This window comes from Desulforhabdus sp. TSK, assembly GCF_022836495.1.
GTDB lineage: Bacteria > Desulfobacterota > Syntrophobacteria > Syntrophobacterales > Syntrophobacteraceae > Desulforhabdus.
The window spans coordinates 1-19,577 of the sequence record NZ_BQXM01000037.1 but is presented as its reverse complement, the minus strand read 5'-3'; the positions used below and the strand labels follow the sequence as shown (position 1 = coordinate 19,577).

The 19,577-nt window shown below is 55.4% G+C and carries 16 protein-coding genes; 15 read left to right on the top strand and 1 reads right to left on the bottom strand.

The genetic code is table 11. From position 1 onward, the window contains the following. The first annotated feature begins 26 nt into the window (after positions 1–26). The 6 genes from MWC30_RS17885 (at position 27) to MWC30_RS17860 (ending at position 8,128) form a co-directional block, all read left to right on the top strand. The gene (locus MWC30_RS17885) at positions 27–1,109 is read left to right on the top strand and encodes a hypothetical protein (RefSeq protein WP_244085570.1); all 1,083 of its coding nucleotides are present in this window, start codon (positions 27–29) and stop codon (positions 1,107–1,109) included. A 17-nt stretch (positions 1,110–1,126) separates the two neighbouring features. Further along, the gene (locus tag MWC30_RS17880; protein WP_244085569.1) at positions 1,127–2,350 is read left to right on the top strand and encodes a cation:proton antiporter; all 1,224 of its coding nucleotides are present in this window, start codon (positions 1,127–1,129) and stop codon (positions 2,348–2,350) included. Between the two features lie 409 nt (positions 2,351–2,759). Continuing rightward, positions 2,760–3,056 (top strand): potassium channel family protein, encoded by a 297-nt coding sequence (locus tag MWC30_RS23090; protein WP_368860886.1) that lies wholly within the window; start codon positions 2,760–2,762, stop codon positions 3,054–3,056. Between the two features lie 516 nt (positions 3,057–3,572). Beyond that, complete coding sequence (locus tag MWC30_RS17870) at positions 3,573–4,841, top strand: efflux RND transporter periplasmic adaptor subunit (protein WP_244085567.1); 1,269 nt, start codon at positions 3,573–3,575, stop codon at positions 4,839–4,841. A gap of 3 nt (positions 4,842–4,844) precedes the next feature. Further along, positions 4,845–7,268, top strand: coding sequence for an efflux RND transporter permease subunit (locus tag MWC30_RS17865; RefSeq protein WP_244085566.1), 2,424 nt, complete (start codon positions 4,845–4,847; stop codon positions 7,266–7,268). Between the two features lie 119 nt (positions 7,269–7,387). Next, positions 7,388–8,128 carry a DUF3313 domain-containing protein gene (locus MWC30_RS17860; RefSeq protein WP_244085565.1) on the top strand — a complete coding sequence of 247 codons (741 nt, stop codon included), beginning with the start codon at positions 7,388–7,390 and terminating at the stop codon, positions 8,126–8,128. 365 nt (positions 8,129–8,493) lie between these two features. Here the strand turns inward: MWC30_RS17860 and MWC30_RS17855 are convergent, their stop codons facing one another. After that, entirely contained in the window at positions 8,494–10,176 is a 1,683-nt protein-coding gene (locus tag MWC30_RS17855) for a hypothetical protein (protein ID WP_244085564.1), read from the bottom strand. Positions 10,177–10,529: 353 nt separating this feature from the next. On the opposite strand from MWC30_RS17855, the gene MWC30_RS17850 reads away from it, so the two are divergent. The 9 genes from MWC30_RS17850 (at position 10,530) to MWC30_RS17810 (ending at position 19,470) form a co-directional block, all read left to right on the top strand. Next, positions 10,530–12,764: an ATP-binding protein gene (locus MWC30_RS17850; protein WP_244085563.1), complete on the top strand. Its 2,235-nt coding sequence runs from the start codon at positions 10,530–10,532 to the stop codon at positions 12,762–12,764. 7 nt (positions 12,765–12,771) lie between these two features. After that, entirely contained in the window at positions 12,772–13,398 is a 627-nt protein-coding gene (locus MWC30_RS17845; RefSeq protein WP_244085562.1) for a response regulator transcription factor, read from the top strand. A gap of 186 nt (positions 13,399–13,584) precedes the next feature. After that, positions 13,585–13,983: a response regulator transcription factor gene (locus MWC30_RS17840; RefSeq protein ID WP_244085561.1), complete on the top strand. Its 399-nt coding sequence runs from the start codon at positions 13,585–13,587 to the stop codon at positions 13,981–13,983. 52 nt (positions 13,984–14,035) lie between these two features. Continuing rightward, positions 14,036–14,539, top strand: coding sequence for a nuclear transport factor 2 family protein (locus tag MWC30_RS17835; RefSeq protein ID WP_244085560.1), 504 nt, complete (start codon positions 14,036–14,038; stop codon positions 14,537–14,539). A gap of 111 nt (positions 14,540–14,650) precedes the next feature. Continuing rightward, on the top strand, positions 14,651–14,995 hold the full coding sequence (locus MWC30_RS22595) for a hypothetical protein (protein ID WP_263009267.1): 345 nt from the start codon (positions 14,651–14,653) through the stop codon (positions 14,993–14,995). Positions 14,996–15,263: 268 nt separating this feature from the next. Next, the gene (locus MWC30_RS17825; protein ID WP_244085559.1) at positions 15,264–16,088 is read left to right on the top strand and encodes a hypothetical protein; all 825 of its coding nucleotides are present in this window, start codon (positions 15,264–15,266) and stop codon (positions 16,086–16,088) included. Continuing rightward, a complete protein-coding gene (locus MWC30_RS17820) occupies positions 16,088–17,245 on the top strand; it encodes a radical SAM protein (protein WP_244085558.1) in 1,158 nt (385 codons plus the stop codon). The genes MWC30_RS17825 and MWC30_RS17820 overlap by 1 nt, the downstream gene beginning before the upstream one ends. Positions 17,246–17,285: 40 nt before the next feature. Then, entirely contained in the window at positions 17,286–18,566 is a 1,281-nt protein-coding gene (locus MWC30_RS17815; RefSeq protein WP_244085557.1) for a hypothetical protein, read from the top strand. A gap of 91 nt (positions 18,567–18,657) precedes the next feature. Continuing rightward, positions 18,658–19,470 (top strand): DUF2092 domain-containing protein, encoded by an 813-nt coding sequence (locus tag MWC30_RS17810; protein ID WP_244085556.1) that lies wholly within the window; start codon positions 18,658–18,660, stop codon positions 19,468–19,470. Positions 19,471–19,577 lie beyond the last annotated feature (107 nt).

The window sequence follows — 19,577 nt, the reverse complement described above, 5'->3', positions numbered from 1 at the left end:
ATGCATATACCGAAGGGGTGCCGGTGATGACTTTTAAAGACGAGCTCAAAACGGCGGTTTTCCTCTGCCTGCTGTTCACTCTCACAGGTTGTGTGGGCATCGGACCGCACACCGTTGCACGCGACCGGTTCGATTACACGTCCGCCATTTCTGATTCGTGGAAATCCCAGATGCTCATCAACATGGTGAAGATCCGCTACGGGGACACTCCCACCTTCCTGGATGTGGCGTCAGTCATCAACCAGTACTCCATCGAGAGCCAGTTAGACCTTCGGCTCACCTGGGCGGACCCTGTCACCGGGGCCGTGACCAATTCTCAGACCGCAGGCGGGGCAGCGCGCTACATCGATCGTCCTACGATCACCTACAGTCCGCTCACGGGAGAAAAATTCGCACGAAGCTTCATGACCCCGATTCCCCCCGGGGCAATCCTGAGTCTGATCCAGGCGGATTATCCGGTTGACCTGGTGCTGAGGCTGTCCGTGCATTCCGTGAATGGAATCCGAAACCGCTATGGAGGAGCGGCAAGAGCGAGGCCTGCAGATCCGGAGTTCCAGCCGCTCATCGAGAGGCTTCGAAAACTCCAGGCTGCGGGTGTCATCGGCCTGCGCGTTCAGAAAACGAACGGGAAGGAAGCCACGTTCATGACCTTTCGCGGCAGGTTGGACAAGGCTGCCGAAGAGGACCGTCTTGCCGTGCAGAAGCTGCTGGGCCTCGATCCCGCAGCACCGGAATTCAGTGTTGCCTATGCGTCCATAGCCAAAAACAACCAGGAACTGGCCATCCTGAGCCGCTCCATCCTTGAGATCATCATCGACATCGCCTCCTATATCGATGTTCCGGATGTCCACGTGGAGGAGAAGCGAGTCAATCGCACCGAAGTTGACGCTCCTGCTGGTAGTTCTTTCCCCGCACTGATCCGAATTCACAGCTCTCCTCAAAAACCGGCCGATGCATTCGTCGCCGTGCCCTATCACGGCTACTGGTTTTGGATCGATGACCGTGACCTCCCGTCCAAGAGCATGTTTTCCTTTCTTATGTTCATATTTACTCTCGTGGAGACCGGCGGCAAGGAAGGTGCACCCATTGTGACGATCCCGGCGGGATAGAGGAGCGGGAGGAGGCGATGACCATTCTGGTGGTGTTCATTCTATTGGTTTTCGGCTACAGCCTGGCATCCAGGCGGATGGAGCACACCATCCTGACTGCCCCGATGGTATTTACCGGGGTCGGGATGCTGCTCGTTATCACCCTCCCGGTGCTGGGTGAACTGGATGCGGAGCGCAAGGCATTTCTTCTCCTTGCCGAAATAGGACTCGTGCTGACGCTTTTTTCGGACGCCACCCGCATCAATCTCGGAGTCCTGAGGGCCAACGAGAATCTGCCGATACGCCTGTTGAGCATTGGCATGCTTCCGACCATCCTGCTCGGCGCCCTCACGGCGGCTTTTATATTTCCTGAGCTGTCACTGTGGGAAGCGAGCATCCTTGCAGCGATCCTGGCTCCAACCGATGCCGGCCTCGGTGAGGTGATTGTGAACAGCCCGCAGGTTCCCACGCGTGTTCGCCAGGCCCTCAACGTCGAAGCGGGCCTGAACGACGGATTGTCGGTCCCGTTTATGATGTGCTTCATCGCGTTGGCCGAAGTCAGCACCAAGGGTGCGGGAGCTGTCTTGATGCAATTCGTATGGGAGCAGCTCGGCTTCGGTGCTCTGGTCGGCGCAGCCATCGGCTTTGCGGGAGGCGGGCTGCTGGGACTGGCCAATCGCAAGGGTTGGATGGCTGAATCGCTGCAGCAGTTCGGATTGGTGGCGCTGCCGATCCTCTGTGTCATAGGGTGTGAGCCCATTGGCGGAAGCATGTTCATCGCAGCCTACGTGGCCGGTCTGGTCGTCCAGATGGGATTTGGAGAAGCCGGCCAAAAGAGTGTCGAATTCACGGAAGGGTGGGGGCGGCTGCTGGATTTTTTTGTGTTTTTTCTTTTCGGCATGCTGGTCGCGCGCGTCATGCGCCAGTTTACTCCAGCGCTTGCGGTGTACGCGATGCTGAGCCTGACGGTGGTGCGGATGCTCCCCGTTGCAATGGCTCTCATCGGCACGCGCCTGAGCGTGGTCACTGCCGTCTTCATGGGTTGGTTCGGACTGCGTGGACTGGCTTCCATTGTGCTCGGTTTGGTGTACCTGGAACAGGAATCCCGCCTGCCGGGCGAATCCACCATCAGACTGGCGGTAATGGCAACGGTCTTGCTGAGTATTTTTGCCCACGGGCTGAGCGCCGTGCCGGGGATCAGCCTATACGCTCGAAAAATCGCAATGCTGGATGCCTCCGCGCCTGAACTTCAGGAAAAATAGGCGATGACCACTATTCGTAGTCTGGCAAATCTTTACCTTCGGCGCCGTTTCGCGTGCTTGTTTTTTTCGCTGCTCCTGACGATGGTGGCTGCACCGGTGCTCGCGTCAATGGGCTTCAGCAACAGGTTCATGGAGCTCTTCCTGGTTGTCAACATCTTTGCGGCGGTTGTTGTCACACTGTTCGGTTTCGGGACCTATGTCGGATTAGGACTTTTGGCACTGGTTCTCATTTTGAGGAGTGGTCATGCCCTGCTGGATTATGAACCGCTCCTGTCCACAAGCCATGGAGGGGGCGTAGCCATTTTCCTCGTATCCATTTGTATCCTGCTGCGTTTCATCCTGAGCGACGGGACCGTCAATTCCGAGCGCATTTTTTGCCGCTCTCGACGCATACCTGCTGGTAGGTGTCATGTGCGGGCTGCTCTTCTCCGTCTTCGAAGCCCAGTGGCCGGGATCGCTTTCCATTCAAGGCTTGCCGCTCGCGGAGAGCAAACAAAACCCGCTGGCGCATACGATCTATTTCAGCTTTGTAACGATGGCCACCGTGGGGTACGGTGACATCATACCGGTCGGTGGCCCGGCGCGTGCGCTGGCTGTGGCCGAAGCGATCAGCTGCCAGATGTACCTTGTAGTCATCGTGGCGCGTTTGATGACTCTGCATCAAGGGAAAGAAGACAACCGGAACGATCGTAGTGCCCCCCAATGATCTTGCCATGGTGAGGAGGGCATCTCCGTTTTCATCCGCAGCAATGACGTATGCATACTTGATGAGGTAGAAAACATTCGATTCGATGACTCCGTGTTTTTTGTAGGAGCGGCATCCTGCCGCGACCGGCTCATTGTCGTGGCAGGATGCCACTCCTACAAAAATGAAGTTTCCGTTCCTTAATGCGTATAGGAACATGGAGGTTCATTCCATGGGCCACGATACGCCCCGCAGTATTACCGGGCCAAAGCCCGGTAGCGATGCAGGGCGCATTCCATGCACGATATCGAGCTATTGGACCAAAGTCCAATAGCACTTTCACGGACCTCCAGATAATATGCTCCACTCTGAAACCCATTTAGCCGTGCTGTGACGATATGCTCCATAATCATCGAAGCCAAACGGCAAATCAGAAGCCTGTGCGCAGTATTCTCTATCATGCATTCACTGGGGAAATCGGTCCCTTTCCTTTGGGTGTGTCAACTGTCTGGTTCAGAATCATTCAGAAGTGACCCTATGCAAGATGAAAAGGCATTGAGTGTGAGACGTCGGCAGAGTGTTTGCGGCCTGCTGAGGCTGTTTGTCGTAAAGAATGGCTTCAGGGGAATCCTTCTGGCATCAGCGTGCTTCATCCTCTGGGCCGGGTTGGAGGAAACAGTTCAGGCACAGGTACCTTCAGCCCCTGAAGTCGAGGTCGCAACCGTTGTCCAGAAGGATTTGCCCGTTTATTCCGAATGGATCGGCACGACGGAAGGACTCGTGAATGCCAAAATCAGGGCGCAGGTGACGGCGTATCTCGCCAGGCAGGCATACAAAGAGGGCGCATCGGTGAAGAAAGGCGATCTCTTGTTCGAGATCGATCCTCGGACCTTCAAAGCTGCATTGGACCTGGCCGAAGCTCAGCTGGCAATTGCCAAGGCGAAGTTAGGAAAAACCCAACTGGACGTGAAACGCTATCGGCCCCTGGCCAAGGAGAGCGCCATCAGTCAACAGGAGCTCGACGACGCGGTCCAGGCCGATCTTGCCGCGAAAGCCGGGGTCCAGGCGGCGGAAGCAAACGTCGAACAGGCCAGACTGAATCTCAGCTTCACCAGGATCACCTCTCCCGTCGACGGCATTGCCGGCAGTGCCAACGCCCAGATCGGCGACCTGGTCGGCCCGAGTCAGACAGGAGAGCTGACTATGGTTTCCACGGTGGATCCCATCAAGGTCTATTTCCCCATCAGCGAACAGGAATACATGGTTTTAATTCGGGGAGTCCCCAAAAGCGGAGCCATGCCCGAGGCTGCGCGTCAAAAGCTGGATCTTATCCTGGCTGACGGCAGCGTCTATCCTTACAAGGGAGAATTCTCCTTTGCCGAGCGGCAGGTGGACGTGAAGACCGGCACCATTCGTCTTGCAACCCTTTTCCCCAATCCAGGGAATGTGCTGCGTCCAGGGCAGTTTGGTCGGGTGCGCGCCATTATGGACGTGAAAAAGGGAGCCATCATGATTCCCCAGAGGGCGGTCATTGAACTGCAGGGGAGCTATCAGGTCGCGGTGGTGAATCCCGACAACAAGGTCAACATTCGTTCGGTCAAGACGGGGGAGCGTGTGGAGAACCTGTGGGTCATTTCCAGCGGCCTGCAGCCGGGTGAGCGCGTCATTGTGGAGGGAATTCAAAAGGTGAAAGAAGGCATGCTGGTGAGCCCCAAGCCCGTGCAGGTGGAATCGAATTCGCCCTCAGGCTCATCGCCGAAGCCCGAGCCAAAGCCCGTGCCAACCCCCACTCCCAAGAAGGAATAAACCATGGCCAAGTTCTTTATCAACCGCCCCATCGTCGCCATGGTGATTTCCATCCTGATGGTCATCATTGGGTTGGTGGCGATGTCGGGTTTGCCCATCGCCCAGTTTCCCAACATTGTCCCTCTGGAAATCCAGGTGAAGACCACCTACACCGGTGCCGATGCGGTCACCGTCGAGCAGTCCGTCGCGACACCCATCGAACAGCAGATGTCCGGTGTGGACAACATGAATTACATGTATTCCCTCAATGCCAACAACGGGCAGATGACGCTATACGTCAATTTCGATGTGAAGACCGATCCCAACACCGATCAGATCCTGGCACAGATGCGCCAGGGGCAGGCCGAGTCCCAAATGCCGTCGGATGTCCGTGATTACGGCGTCACGGTGCAAAAGTCCACGTCCGCCCCCCTCATCATGTTCGCGCTTTACTCACCCAACGGGACCTACGACGGCATCTTCCTCGCCAATTACTCTTATATCAACATCAACGACCAGATGACCCGCGTGCCCGGGATCGCCAGTGTCACGATCTTCGGTGCGGGCCAGTATTCCATGCGCTTCTGGGTAAAGCCCGACCAGCTGGCCAAGCTCAACATCACCATCCCCGAAATCGTCAACGCCATCAAGACGCAAAACACCGTGAACCCCGCCGGCCAGATCGGCGCGGAGCCCGTACCTCCCGGGCAGGAGTTCACGTACGCGGTTCGTGCCCAGGGGCGTTTGCAAAGCGAGCAGGAATTCGGCGAAATCATCATTAGAGCGCAGCCGGACGGGTCTTTCGTGCGTCTCAAAGATGTCGCCCGTATTGAACTGGGATCTCAGACCTACAACCTCATTGGCCGCCTGAATGGGAAGCCTGCAGCCCTCGTGGCGCTCTACCAGCTGCCGGGATCCAACGCCATTGAGGCTGCGGAAGGGGCGAAAAAGCTCATGGAGCGGCTCAAGGAGAGCTTTCCCCCGGACCTCGACTATGCCATCGCCCTCGACACCACCCTGGCCGTCACCGAAGGCATGAAGGAGATCCAGAAAACGCTGTATGAAGCCCTCGCCCTCGTGATCATCGTGGTCTTCCTGTTTCTCCAGGGCTGGCGCGCCACTTTGATCCCGCTCCTGGCAGTGCCGGTCTCCCTCGTGGGGACCTTCGCACTTTTTCCCCTCTTTGGCTTCTCCATCAACACTTTGTCTCTCTTCGGACTGGTGCTCGCCATCGGTTTGGTCGTGGATGACGCCATCGTGGTGGTGGAGGCCGTCGAGCACCACATGTTCGACCGTGCTACAGGTGGGTACGTCAGCACGTGCAGACTGCTCATTCGGAGGAGCCTCATATCGCTTCTGCTCCTGGCGGGTATCACGGTGTTTGCGGGTTTTCTCGGCAAGGGTATTCCCATGAGCTTCCTGCCGGAGGAGGATCAAGGCTACATGTACGCCGGAGTGCAGTTGCCCGATGCGGCTTCGCTGCAGCGCACCGATGAAGTCATGAGGCAGGCGGAAGAAATTCTGAGCAAGACGCCGGGAGTGAAATACTACTCGTCCATCGTCGGCTACAGCATGCTGAGCCAGCTGGAGATCACCAAGAAGAATGCACAGTCCTTTGAGGAAACCTTGAAGATTTTCACTCAGCGGTTTGAAGGAGGGGTGGCTTCCAAGCTGGAGACTGCCAGCGCCGAGGCGCTGGTGGGTACCGCCGCAGCCAACATTCCCGAGATCGAGCGGCAGATCGTGCTGAAAGAAAATCAGATCAATGTTCTCCTGGGGCGCAATCCTGGACCGGTTGATCGCGGTGCGGCCCTGCTCGACCAGTACAGCCCACCCGAAATCCCCGCAGGACTGCCGTCCGCATTGATGGAGCGGCGTCCGGACATACGCCAGGCCGAACAGAATCTGCGTGCGGCCAATGCGCAGGTCGGTGTCGCCACGGCGAACTTCTTTCCCCAGATAGGCCTCACCGCCCTGCTGGGTCAAGTCAGCCCGGAGCTGTCTTCATTTACATCGGGCAAATCGAACCTCTGGTCTGTTGGGGGCTCCATGGCGGGTCCCCTTTTCCAGGGCGGCACACTGGTCGCGCAATATCGACAGGCGAAGGCGGTTTGGGAAGAAGCCAGGCTGAAGTACGAGCAGACGACTCTGAACGCTTTCCAGGAAGTTTCCAACGCCCTGATTTCCCGACAGAAGCTTGCGGCAACCCGCACCCAGCAGTTGCGTACGGTGAAGGCCTACGAGGAAGCGGTCCAGGTTGCTCTGAAGCGGTACGTGTCGGGCAAGGCGAGCTACTATGAGGTATTACAGAACCAGCAAAACCTTTTTCCCGCCGAAACCACCCTGGCACGGACCGAACTGGAGCAGCTCCTGACAGTGGTTCAGCTTTACAAAGCCCTTGGGGGGGGCTGGCAGGAAACCGAGACCATCAACATGTCGAAGCGATAGTGCTGCAAAATGTTAACTTTGATTTTACGGGCTTTCGACCGGCATTGGAGTGGATTAGCGAAGGGTAGGCCGGCAAAGAGAAAATTCATCAGGGAGAGACTTTACCAGGAGGAGTTGAAATGGAAAGAGAGTACCCGGCAGTGAAAAGTTTGGTGGCCATAGCGGCCGTACTTTTAATGATTTCCGGATTGCTGGGGTGCGCCACGACCGTCGCCTCCAAAGCCGATGCGACGGGTCAAGGGGAAAGTGAAAAGAGTGCACTCCTTTGCTCGGGATTTCTCGGAGATTATTCCCAGCTCAAACCTGGTGGTAAGGACCGTGCTGGATTGGTTTATCTCAATCCCAACGCTCAATGGAGCAGCTATAAAAGTGTCATAATTGTACCCGTTGAGTTCTGGGACAAAGCAAACTCTACGGTACCGATTGAGGAGCAAAAGACCCTCAGCACCTTCTTCTACAATACACTCAGAGAAAACCTTCAGAAAGATTTCAAACTGGTGGATCAGCCGGGACCCGGTGTCCTGATATTGCGAACGGCCATCACCAATGCCACCGCAGCCACGCCATGCCTGAGGTCGATTTCGGTCGTCATCCCCCAGGCGCGTTTGCTCAATGCCGCCCAGTCCCTTGCCACGGATAGCTACGCCTTTACCGGTTCGGCCCGTGCGGAGGGTGAAATCACCGATTCCCTCACAGGGGAGCGCCTGGCGGCCATGGTCGATGAGCGAAAAGGCGGTATGTCGCTGAAGACTGCGGCCCAGTGGAAGTGGGGAGATGCTGAGAATATCCTCACCTATTGGGCGCAAACCATCTCGAAGCGGCTTGTCGAAGTTCGGACGGGAGGGGTGATCAGCCAGTAGCACACGTTTTGCCTCAAATGGCGTAAAGGCGTGCATGAGGGCGGGTTGGCGAGAGTTTTCATCCCATGGGACCGTGCGATTCCCCCCTCGAGGGGGGCCAATGTTGTTGGCTTAAGCAGCCCCGTCATTCCGGCGAAAGCCGGAATCCAGGAAAATAAAGATCTTATGGACCCCGGTTTCCACCGGGGTGACGTAAGGTCAACAACATTGTCGAGGGGGGGCACGCGGGGTGTGACCGTCTCAGCGCATTCCCTTTCAAAGGGGGACTTGAAAACATCCCGGACCAGTGGTCATTCCCGCGAGCCGCGGTGGGAATGACGAAGGGCGCGCGCATGCACGGATGCTGATTGTGTCTGATTTTTCCCTCAGGACCTGAAGATCTTTTCCAGAATGCACCTGGTGATCATGTAGGTGGGTCGGACCCCTTCGGCTCCGAGGCTGCCCGAAGCGAGGGTCTGACCACTCTTGAGGGGATTGTCCGACGCATAATAGGCATAGCGGACTTTCACGTCCTTGGAGATATGATGTCGAATCAGTGCGGCGCTGATGGCGCGGTGGTAATGCCCGCCTTCCATTTCCAGCCCCACGGCTTTCCAGCTGGTGCTTCGGAACGTTTCAAGCACGTCCCGATTTTGCAAAGAGGTACCCAGCACCGTGATGACAGGACCGACGAAGACCTCCTTATAACCTTCGAAATCAGCTGCGGTCAGGTCGTTGTCCAGGATGTAATTATGGGCGGAGCCTTCGACGACATGAGCAGTCGGTATCATGATGTCGCCCTTCTTTCCGCAGAGTGTTCCCGCTTTTCCCATGATGGATATGGAACAGAGGTTCATGTCTTTTTCTTCTCCTCCGATCATCAGGGGCTCCAACAGAGAATCGATCAACTCAAATGCCTGCGTTCCAAATGCATAGTCCATTACGAGAATCACCGGCTTTTCGTCTGGCAGGGCTTGCAGGTCGATCCGAAGATCAGGGTGTAGACTCTCGTGGTTGAGCTGTGCAGTATCGATGATCTGACAATCGATATGGGCACCGCTCGTATCCGGGACCTCGTAGAAGCCGTGTTTGCCCGCATACTCCTTGACTTCGTGGCTTCTATTTCGCACATCTTGAACAAAAGAATAAAGATCAGAAGTGATTCTCCGATCCTGGCCGGCCTCGGCCGCCGCGCAGCCATACAGAAGATTGAGAACGCTGTGGAGGTTCGAGCTGATCAAGTGCAGAGGGCGTTTCTCTAAATTCAGTTCCAGAAGCTGCTCGAGGATATTCCTGGCCCATCGTTTTCCGTATACCTGATGTAGGATGACATAGCTCAAATCCGGCGTGAACTGGATCTCTACATCAACCTGCTGATCGATCTGGTATTCGATGCCTTTTGCGAGACTGTGAACAATTTTGAAGAGACCGTTGCCGGCATTCAACTCCTTCCTGGATTTCTCAAAGTATTCATAGCTGCTTTTTGTTTCATGAAATGTCCTCCCCAGGAGGATGCTGAGGTTCCATAGTGCGCGATTGAGACCTTCACCATCCATTTCATTTTCTGCTTCCATGAACTTCTCGAATTCCTTCCATTCCGTCGTCAGATCCCCCTCTTGATCCCTCATTTTGCTGTGAATGTTCTTGGCCTCGATGTTCAAAAATGTCAGGTGCGTCAAGATGTCGTATATCTCGCTGAAACCACGTGTGATAACAAAGCACATCTCCCTTTCGTTGATTCGATAGGATGTCCTCCTGCGCTTAGGCGGCTCGAGCATTACGAATGGCGTGTCCCCTAAATCTTCTTCAGAGGTCATGACGAAACGCGTGCATTCCTCGATCCCGCGCGGCAGTCTGTCCATGACGTACTCAAGACCCCTGAGCTCGATGCTCCTGGGATCGTTCATGGTCCCGTAAATTTCGGGACTGAGAGTTTTCAAGGCATCTTGCAGGACCTGACCAGATCGGCCGTTCAACTTGAAACGACCGATCAACAGGAGAGCGTCTGCGGCGATTCTGAAGTTGCGAATCGCCAGCCTTGCTGCGTGGGACCTCGTGGACTCTTCCATCGAAACTCCTCCATGATACACTGCAAATGGTCAAAGCTTGACTTTTGTAGGAGCGGCTTCCAGCCGCGACAGTAAGACTGTCGCGGCTGGAAGCCGCTCCTACAAAAGAACAGGGAACCAACAAATCGAAAGACCTTGTCAAGTCCACCCTGCCATAAAGCGTCCACAGACCGACGGAGCACCTGTCACCATCCAGGAAAGACCGGTACATCGCATGGGGTGGAGTAGGCAGGGTGGTCCCGGCCAAGGTTCTCATTGCCTTGACAGCTTGAATGGCTTACTCTAAAAGCCTGTGGTGAGCTGAAGCATTCTGTCCCCCGGGGTTATTTGAAAACGATCATCCGATGAGATCCTTGCGATATACAATAAAATCCATTGCAATTTTGATCCTGGGGCTGTTTCTTCTCCTGATTCCTCGAGATGCATCGGCAGCAGTACCTACAAAGCGCATCCTGGTTCTGTTCCCTTACGAGAGCAACATGCCGGGGTTCCTCAATCTTGACAACGGCTTCCGATCCGTGCTGTCTGCTTCCAAGGACTACCAGTTCGAGCTCTACCTCGAATGCATGGACCTGACGCGATTCCCGGACGAGCGCTACTACGAGAAGTTGATGGACCTATACCATGAAAAGTATTCCAACCCGAAGATGGATCTCATTGTTGCCAATTTACGGCCATCCCTCGATTTTCTCGAGAGATACGGTCCGGAATCCTTACGTCAGGTCCCCGTCATCCTCAGCGAACAGGACCCCAGGCTCCTGGGCGCTCCCTTGGAGGTGCCCGTTGCGGCAGTGGTAACGGACGTGCTCGATGTGGAGGGAACACTGGCTCTGGCCATGCGTCTTCATCCCGACGTCCGCAATGTTTTTGTCGTGACCGGCGCTTCACAGTTCGATCGATCGTTGGAAGGGATGGCCAGAGAGCGTTTTCGCAATTTCGAGAGCCGGGTTGAATTCCACTACCTGTCCGGTCTCCCCATGGAAGAGCTCATCCAGCGCGCATCTCAACTGCCTGAGCACTCCCTGCTGTTTTACATGTCTGTTTTCAAGGATGGCAACGGGAAAGCATTCAAATCCCCCGATGTGCTTGCCCTCATTGCCGAGGAGGCGAACGCGCCGATCTACAGCGTTGCCGAATCGTACATCGGGTCCGGGATCGTGGGGGGACACGTTCTGAGTCACACGGCTCATGGAGCCAGGGTAGCCGGGGTAGCTCTTCGCATCCTGCGAGGAGAAAAGCCTGGCCATGTGGAATCTTCCGATGGGAGTGGAATCCAATATGTTTTCGACGCACGCTGGCTCAAGCGCTGGGGAATTTCTAAAGAAAAACTACCGCCGGGAAGCATTGTGCGCTACAGGGAGTTTTCCCTGTGGGAAACATACAGATGGCAGATCCTGGGGATTGCCGCGATCCTTTTTATCCAGGCATTCCTCATATCCGCCCTCATCGTCAGTCTCCGCAAACAACGCCTCGCGGATCGCGCGCTTCGCGAGGCCGAGTTGAAATATCGGACAGTGGCCGATTTCACCCACGATTGGGAGTATTGGTCAGCGCCCGACGGGAGGCTGCTCTATAATTCTCCCTCGTGCGAACGCATCACCGGCTATTCATCTCGGCATTTCATGGAAGACCCTTCGCTTTTTGGCAGAATTCTTGATCCGGAGGACCATGCCATTTGGGAAGAGCATGTTCGTGCCAATCCCTTGGAGCACCCGTTCCGTACCATTCAATTGCGCATTCGAACTCCGGATGGAAGTGTCCGCTGGATCGAGCATGTGTGCAGGCTGGTGACCGATGAGCGCGGTGAATTCCTGGGCATTCGGGCCAGTAACCGGGACATCACCGACCGAAAGAATGCCGAGCTGGAGGCGCAACAGCACAGGGAAGCACTCGCCCATGTCACGAGAACGGTCACCATCGGGGAACTGGCCACCTCGCTGGCCCATGAGATCAACCAGCCCCTCACGGCCATTCTCTGCAATGCCGGCGCGGCGCAGCGTTTCCTCTCCGCTAATCCCCCTGATTTGGATGAGGTTCGGAAAATCCTGTCGGATATTATACAGGATGATAAAAGGGCAAGCGAGGTGATCCAGGGGATACGGAATCTTGTGAAGAAGGAGCCTTCCCGGCGCGAAACGGTGAGATTGAATGAGGCTGTCCAGGAAACCCTGGCGCTGGTCCGGACAGCGTCGCCCCTGGAGGAGACCTCCCTGGTGACCGAACTGGATTCCCGGCAGCCCGCCGTCCTGGGGGATCGCATCCAACTGCAGCAGGTGCTCTTGAACCTGGTGCTGAACGCTGCAGCCGCCATGAAGGATACCCCGCAGAAATCAAGACAATTGGTCATCACAACAGTGGTTCAGGACAGTCACTCGGTCATGGTCTCTGTCAGAGACTCGGGTACCGGCATCGACAAAGATTTTATGGATCGCCTGTTCGAACCCTTCTGTACCAAGAAGGTGGACGGGCTGGGCATGGGTCTTTCCATCAGTCGGTCCATCATCAAGGCCCACGGTGGGACGATCGGGGCCCGGAACAACCCTGAAGGCGGCGCCACCTTTTACTTCATATTGCCCATGGACATTTGAGGTGGCCATGACAGAAGTAAATCCGGTCGTATACGTAGTCGACGACGATCCATCCGTGCTGAAATCCCTGGAAAGGCTCCTTCGCTCGGCCGAATATAGCGTCCGTACTTTCACTTCACCCATCGAGTTCCTGGACTTCCAGCATCTGGATGCGCCGAGCTGCCTCATCCTCGACGTGAAAATGCCCGGCCTGGATGGGCTCGAGCTCCAGGATCTTCTGGTCAAAAGGAAGATCACATTTCCCATCATCTTCATCTCCGGTCACGGAACCGTTCCCATGAGCGTTCGAGCCATGAAGGCCGGTGCGGTGGATTTTCTTCAGAAGCCCTTTATGGATGGGGATCTGCTGGATATCGTCACCTGCGCTATTCGCGCGGACTCCAAGGGAAGACAGAAGCAGAGAGAACTGGGACGGCTCCAGTTGCGTATCAAGGCATTGACCCCCCGTGAAGATGAAGTCTTCAGACTGGTCATTACCGGCATGCTGAACAAACAGATCGCTTACGTCCTTGGAACGAGCGAAAAGACCATCAAAGTACACCGCGCCCGCATTATGGAAAAACTGGGTGCGGAATCCCTCGCCGATCTCGTCCGCCTGGCAGAAAAACTGGGAATCGGCTCCTCAGCCGATTAACCTGCCCTATTGGACCAAAGTCCAATATCTCTCCCTTTTCAGTTTCGCTAAAGTCAAATGCGAACGGCCATAGGTCGTCATCTTCCTTCTCCAACTGCCGTTTCCTTCCCCGGACACTGCCCGTGGGGAGGGGTCGTTCAGGGATCCAACAGCCGAAATGCCTTCCTTATAACAGGTGATAGCACTGTGGATGAGAAACCTTTGACTGTGCTTGTTGTGGATGATGATGAGTCGGTGCGAAAGGCCATGAAAAGGTTGCTCATGTCCAATGGTTATCCTGTCATCGTTTATGGATCCGCCGAGGAGGTGTTGGAATCCGATGTAATCTGGGAAAGGGTTTGTCTCCTCCTGGATGTGCGACTTCCTGTACTGTCGGGTTTTGACCTCTATGCCAGGCTTGCATCTACGGGAGTGAAATGCCCCGTCATCTTCATGACGTCCCGTGAAGACGCACACTGGATGAACCTTTCCAGGGAAGCCGGGGCGTTTGCCCTCCTGCAGAAACCCTTTGACGAGCAGGCGCTGCTCGGCGCCATAGCCCTTGCCTGCAGCAAGGGGGAGGGGGCCGATACTTCTCCTGATTGAATTGGCCCCCGCTATCATGACCACCCTAACACACTTGAAGAAAGGAAAAGCCATGGCCCTGAAAAGGAATCTGATGTTGTCCTTTTTCCTTTGTATCGTATTGGCTTCGCCCTGCCTTGCCAGGCAGAAAGGCAATGGCGTGGATGCCGATGTGAAGAGTTTGGTGGAGCTTCACAATAAGGCCTTCAATGCTCAGAACCTCAAAGCAATCATGGAAACCTATGCACCTGTTCCGGAAATCGTTCTGATGGGAACGGGGCCGGGCGAGACCTACCTGGGGGAAGAAGCCATCGGAAGCGCCTACAACCAGTTTTTTATAAAGTTTGACGCAAAGACTCTGGATTTCAAGTATGACTGGATTGCGGTCGGTTCCAGAGGAGATATGGCCTGGTTTGCCGTGACGACCCGTATCGAGAGCACTCTGAAAAACGAAAAGAAGGAGCGCGAATTCAATATGTCCGGAACGCTGATGAAAGTCCGGGGCAAGTGGAGGATCGTTAGCTTGCACTTTTCGCGCCTCGGCGTTGAGGAGTCTCACCCCGAACAGTCTGGATAACCTGTCATGGCTTCGACTTCAGCAACATGGAAATAGGGATTTTGCGAGAGCAGGAAAATGGAGCCTTGGCGCCCAACCTGATTCACTCGAGAACGAAAATGGAGGTTGAAAATGGACCAGGATCTCAAATCACGTGAAGGTGAGGAAAGCATCAATGAGGAGGCTGAACTGGTAGACCGGAGGCGCTTCCTCATCGGCCTTGGAAAGTGGTCAATGGCCATCATTGGGGGAGTCGTTGCGGGCGGTGCGTTGCTGAGTCAGGATCGGGAGGCGGCGGCCGGGTGGGTGAACCGCGGGGGAGGTGGTGCAGGCTGGGTCAACCGCGGCGGTGGTGCGGGGTGGGTCAATGGAGGTGGCGGTGGAGCCTGGGCCAACCGAATCGGAGGAGGTGGAGCCTGGGCTAATCGAGGTGCCGGCTGGATCAATCGGGGCGGTTCATGGGTCAATCGATTTTAGGTAAAGATTCAGCTGTTATACTTTTGGAAGTTGAAAAACTTCATTTTCACGCGGAGCCGCAGAGGGCGCAGAGCCTATTGCCACTTGCTTTTCCCCACGCTCTCCGCGTCTCCGCGTGAGTCAAAAAAGGCAACTTTTCAAGCTTATCGAGTATAGCGCTTAGCTATTCGCAAAACAGGCACTTAAGCTCGCATGGCCGCAGGTGATGTTGGAGCTTTCCGGTACAACCTATTGGTTTTCCAGTGTATGCTGAAGGCGAACAGCTTTGATGGATTCCCTTGTCTACAATATTCCGCTTTCGATGGTCGCTGCATACCGTGGGCGGCGCCTCATCGTCCGTGCACACAATCCGGCGGAGGTCCCGGAAAGTCTCACCGGTGAAGACCTACAGGGGGTTGCGTGCCTTCAGGTCGTGAGCTCTGATGTTGACCTGCATCCTCTCATGCGCTGGGGAGCCGGGGTCCCCCTGGATCTGGTCGTGCAGGAGCCGGAGCGTGACCTTCCCATGCTCTACCATTGGTCACCGCTTTTGGATAGTCATCCTGTCCGAATCACCGTACCAGTCGTCTCCGGATTCAGTAAAGTGGCCAAGCTTGCGGCTGCACTGAACTTTGCAGTGAAGTTGCACGCGGATCAACCGGACCCGGCCCGGGTTGCAGAAATGCTGTCGTTGCTGCATGCCTATCTCCACGAGACGACGATGAGTCAGCCCATAGAGTATTTTCAGAGTATGTTCCTGGCGTTTTATCGTGAAGACACTGTCACCCTTTGGAGTATTCAGGAAGAAGATCCGGCTTTTATCCGTTATCTGGGTGCCGATGGAAAGGAAAGGCTCGCGAGGGGAGAGGGTATGGCCAAATTGGGGGATGACCCGGCCTCTTTCGTTCCGGAGCTCAAAAGGGAGTTGGAATCCCGAGAAGCGATGTGCTCCCGTTGCGAGTTCTTCCACCATTGCGTTGGTTATTTCCAGGTGCCTCATGGCGGATATGACTGCAAAGAAATCAAGGCTGTTTTTCGGACGCTCAAAGAAGCAGCGGATGAACTGCGAGGCGATCTCGCATCGTTTCCCGCCAGAGGTCGAGAGGGGCTGTGATGAACACCGGGCATTTCTCTCTCATTCTGCTGCCAACCTTGAGATGCAATGCCGACTGCGATTACTGCTTCGAAAACAAGTCCACACGCAGTCTAGATTTGGAACAACTTGATGATATTCTTGGTAAAGTCACGGATTACATGGAAGAGACCGGCATCGAGGGCCTGTCCATTTATTGGCAGGGGGGGGAAGTCCTTACTCTGCCGCCGGATTGGTTTCGGCGAGCTTATGAGCTCATACAAGAAACCTTTGCGGCTCGAAAAAAGCAGGCATTCAACTACCTGCAGTCCAATTGGATCAGTTACGGCAGGCACTGGAATGAGGTGGTCTCGGAGATGTTCGGCAACACGGTCGGCACTTCCATGGATTACCCCAACTCTTACAGGAGGCTCAAGGGGGGAGGACCCGGGGAGTACCAACGGGTCTGGGAGCGCAAGGTCCGTGAGGCCAGGGAAGCCGGCATCGAGATTGGCGTCATTGCAGTCCCCAACCAGTGGACTCTGGAGCTGGGGGCCGAGCGGTTTTATTCATATTTTGTCAATGAGCTCGGAATCAGGAGCTTTCAGATCAACACCCCTTTCCCCGGTGGTTTTCGACACACCGCCAAAATGGGATTTCCCCTGGACAATGAACGGCTGAGCCGGTTTGCGGCCGAGCTGGCTGATATCTGGATGGAGAGAGGTTTTGAAGACGGGGTCAGAATTGGGCCCTTCGATAAACTGCTCGATCATTTCCTGTATGGCCACAGGGACTTCCACTGTATCTGGCAAAGCAACTGTGCCAATGATTTTTTCTGTATTGATCCGAGTGGACATGTCGCCCAGTGTGACTGCTGGGTAGCCAGCTACCCTCAATTCCGGTTCGGCAACGTGCTTGAAGCAGACAGCCTGTCGGAATTGTTGCTGGGCAGCCCTGTTCGCCAACGACTTCGGTCCAGACCGGGCCGGCTCATTCAAAAGGAGGACTGCCTGGAGTGTAAGTATTTGAGCCTCTGCCATGGAGGATGCCCCGTGAGGGCCTATACCGTCTGGGGTGACATACTTCGCAAAGACCCGTATTGCGGGTTCTACCAGCGCCTGTTTCATGCGGTGGAGACCTTGGCGGCACGGCATCACAGGCGGTTCACCGTTGCATACCACGGCGCCCGTGAGATCTAAAATTTTTTCGATTATTTACCATTGTAGAAAGGAAACACTGATGTTCCATTTGGGTTCATATGCCAGACATTTCCTTGGATTCGTTCTGATTTGTTTTTTTGCCTTGATGCTTGGCCAGTTTTACGCCGTTCAGGCATTCGGTGCGGCCGGTTTTGAGGTTCCCGTGAACGAACAGGCATCGGATATTCTTCCGAAGGAGCTGCTTGCGGGAAAGGACTATCGCATCAACAATACGGTAATTTCTTACGGTTATATGCATACATACCGGGTGGATTCGGACTTCGCCCCATTTGAGGTGACAGGGGGCATTGCACTCCGAAAACTGCTTCGAGAAATCTGGGCCATCGGAATTATGCAGGAAACCAGGAAGAGTGAAGCGTATTTGAAGGGTCTCAAGAATGCCGCTTCTCAGCCCATCGAGTTTGGTGCCAACCTGATCACGGACCCGGTCGATACCATCACGGGTGTTCCGCGAGGAGTCGCCAGGCTGTTCGAAAACGTAAAAACCGGACTCACGACCAAATCCGCTCCCGGGGAGGACAGCAAGGTCAAACAGGCACTGGCGGTATCTTCCAATAAAAGAGAGCTGGCTGCTCAGCTGGGAGTCGATGTATATTCCAGCAACACTGCTCTGCAAAAGGAGCTCAACAGCCTGGCGTGGGCCACGGCCATAGGGTCCCTCAGCCTTTCGGCGGCGCTGGCGCCTGTGGGAGGAGCTGCGGCGGCAACCGTGTCCGCTACCCGAGTATCCCAGCAATTGAATGATGTCCTCAGGGAATATCCACCTCAAAGACTCCGCCAGATGAACGACGACAAACTGCGGGCAATGGGCATTCCCTCCGATCTTGTGACGCGATTCCTGGACCATCCTTCCTACACACCGACCCAGGAGACGGTCATTGTCCAATCCCTGGCGAGCCTGTCAGGCGCCAAGAGGCGGGAGGTTCTCCTGAAGCTGGCCCTTTCTGCCGACGACGAGGAATCCGCGAACTTTTTTATGAATACCGCCGAAACCCTGGGAGGCTACCAGTCAAAAGTTGCGCCCATCAAGGATCTCAGCGTTTATGGACCCCTGGTTTTTGCCAAGGCCGCCAATGACACGGTGCTCATACCTCTGCCGCTGGATCACGGAATTTGGACGGAGATGGCGAGTCGGCGCGTTCCCATGGCGATGGCTGCCTTCAAGGGGGCCAATCCCGGCTCCCAGAAATTCGAAGCATGGGTCACCGGCACTGTAAGCGAGCTCGCCAAGGAGGAAATGGCAAAGCTTGGAATTCAGGTCGTCGAAAAGGTGGTGAATCGTATCGAATTTGTCTACTAGGGCAGGGCATTGGCGTGAGACGGATGGGATCCGTCGTTGAAAGAATCGCTGTTTGCCCGCACGTCATGTCCATCTCACAAGGAGGGTGCATATGCATCGAGTCTACAGACACATGATTTACGGCGTCTTGTTCATGATGGCTCTGGTTTTGGCAGGTCCCGTTGGAGCGGCTGAAGCCCCTGCTGCGACGGATTCCTCCAAGCCCAGTCCCGCCATGGAGCAACTCTTGCGCATGGGAAATTTTCTGGCGCAGCTCAAGCAGTTCAGCGTCACGTTGCGGGCAGGATACGACGTGGTACAGGAATCCGGTCAAAAGATTGAATTCAATGAAAATCGAAGTGTTACGATTGTCCGTCCCGACCGCCTCCGTGTGGATGTGGAGCGCAGTGATGCGGAGAAGTCCTCGGTCGTATTCGACGGGAAGGCCGTCACGGTGCTCAGCCCGAAACGGAATATGTATGCCACGGCCGACATCCCGGAGGATATCGATGGCGCGGTGGCCTACTTTCTGAAGGATCTCCGGATGCGCCTGCCTATGGCCATGCTCCTTGTGAGTCGGCTGCCCCAGGAATTGGAACTGCGGGTTCTTGCCGCCGACATTGTGGAAACCACTCCTCTCATGAGTCCTCCTTGTGTCCATATTGCGGCTCGTGGTCAGAGCGTGGATTTTCAGGTGTGGATCCCCGCTGAGGGAGACCCTTTGCCCCGCAGGGTTGTCCTTACCTATAAAAATGAAAAAGGACAGCCTCAATACTGGGCAGATTTCTCCGACTGGAACCTTTCCCCCAGCATATCCGATTCGACTTTCGCCCTGGACATACCCAAGGAAGCCAATCGGATAGAATTCCTCTCCCAAGTCCCCAAACCGGTCAAGCCCGCTGAGAAAAAAGGAGGGAAGAAATGAGAAATCAGACAGTCTACAAAATCCTTTCCTTGACGACTGTTCTGCTCTTTGTGCTTTCTCTGGCCGTTGAGGCCCAGGCGCGTGGTGGAGGTCGGGGCGGAGGCGGT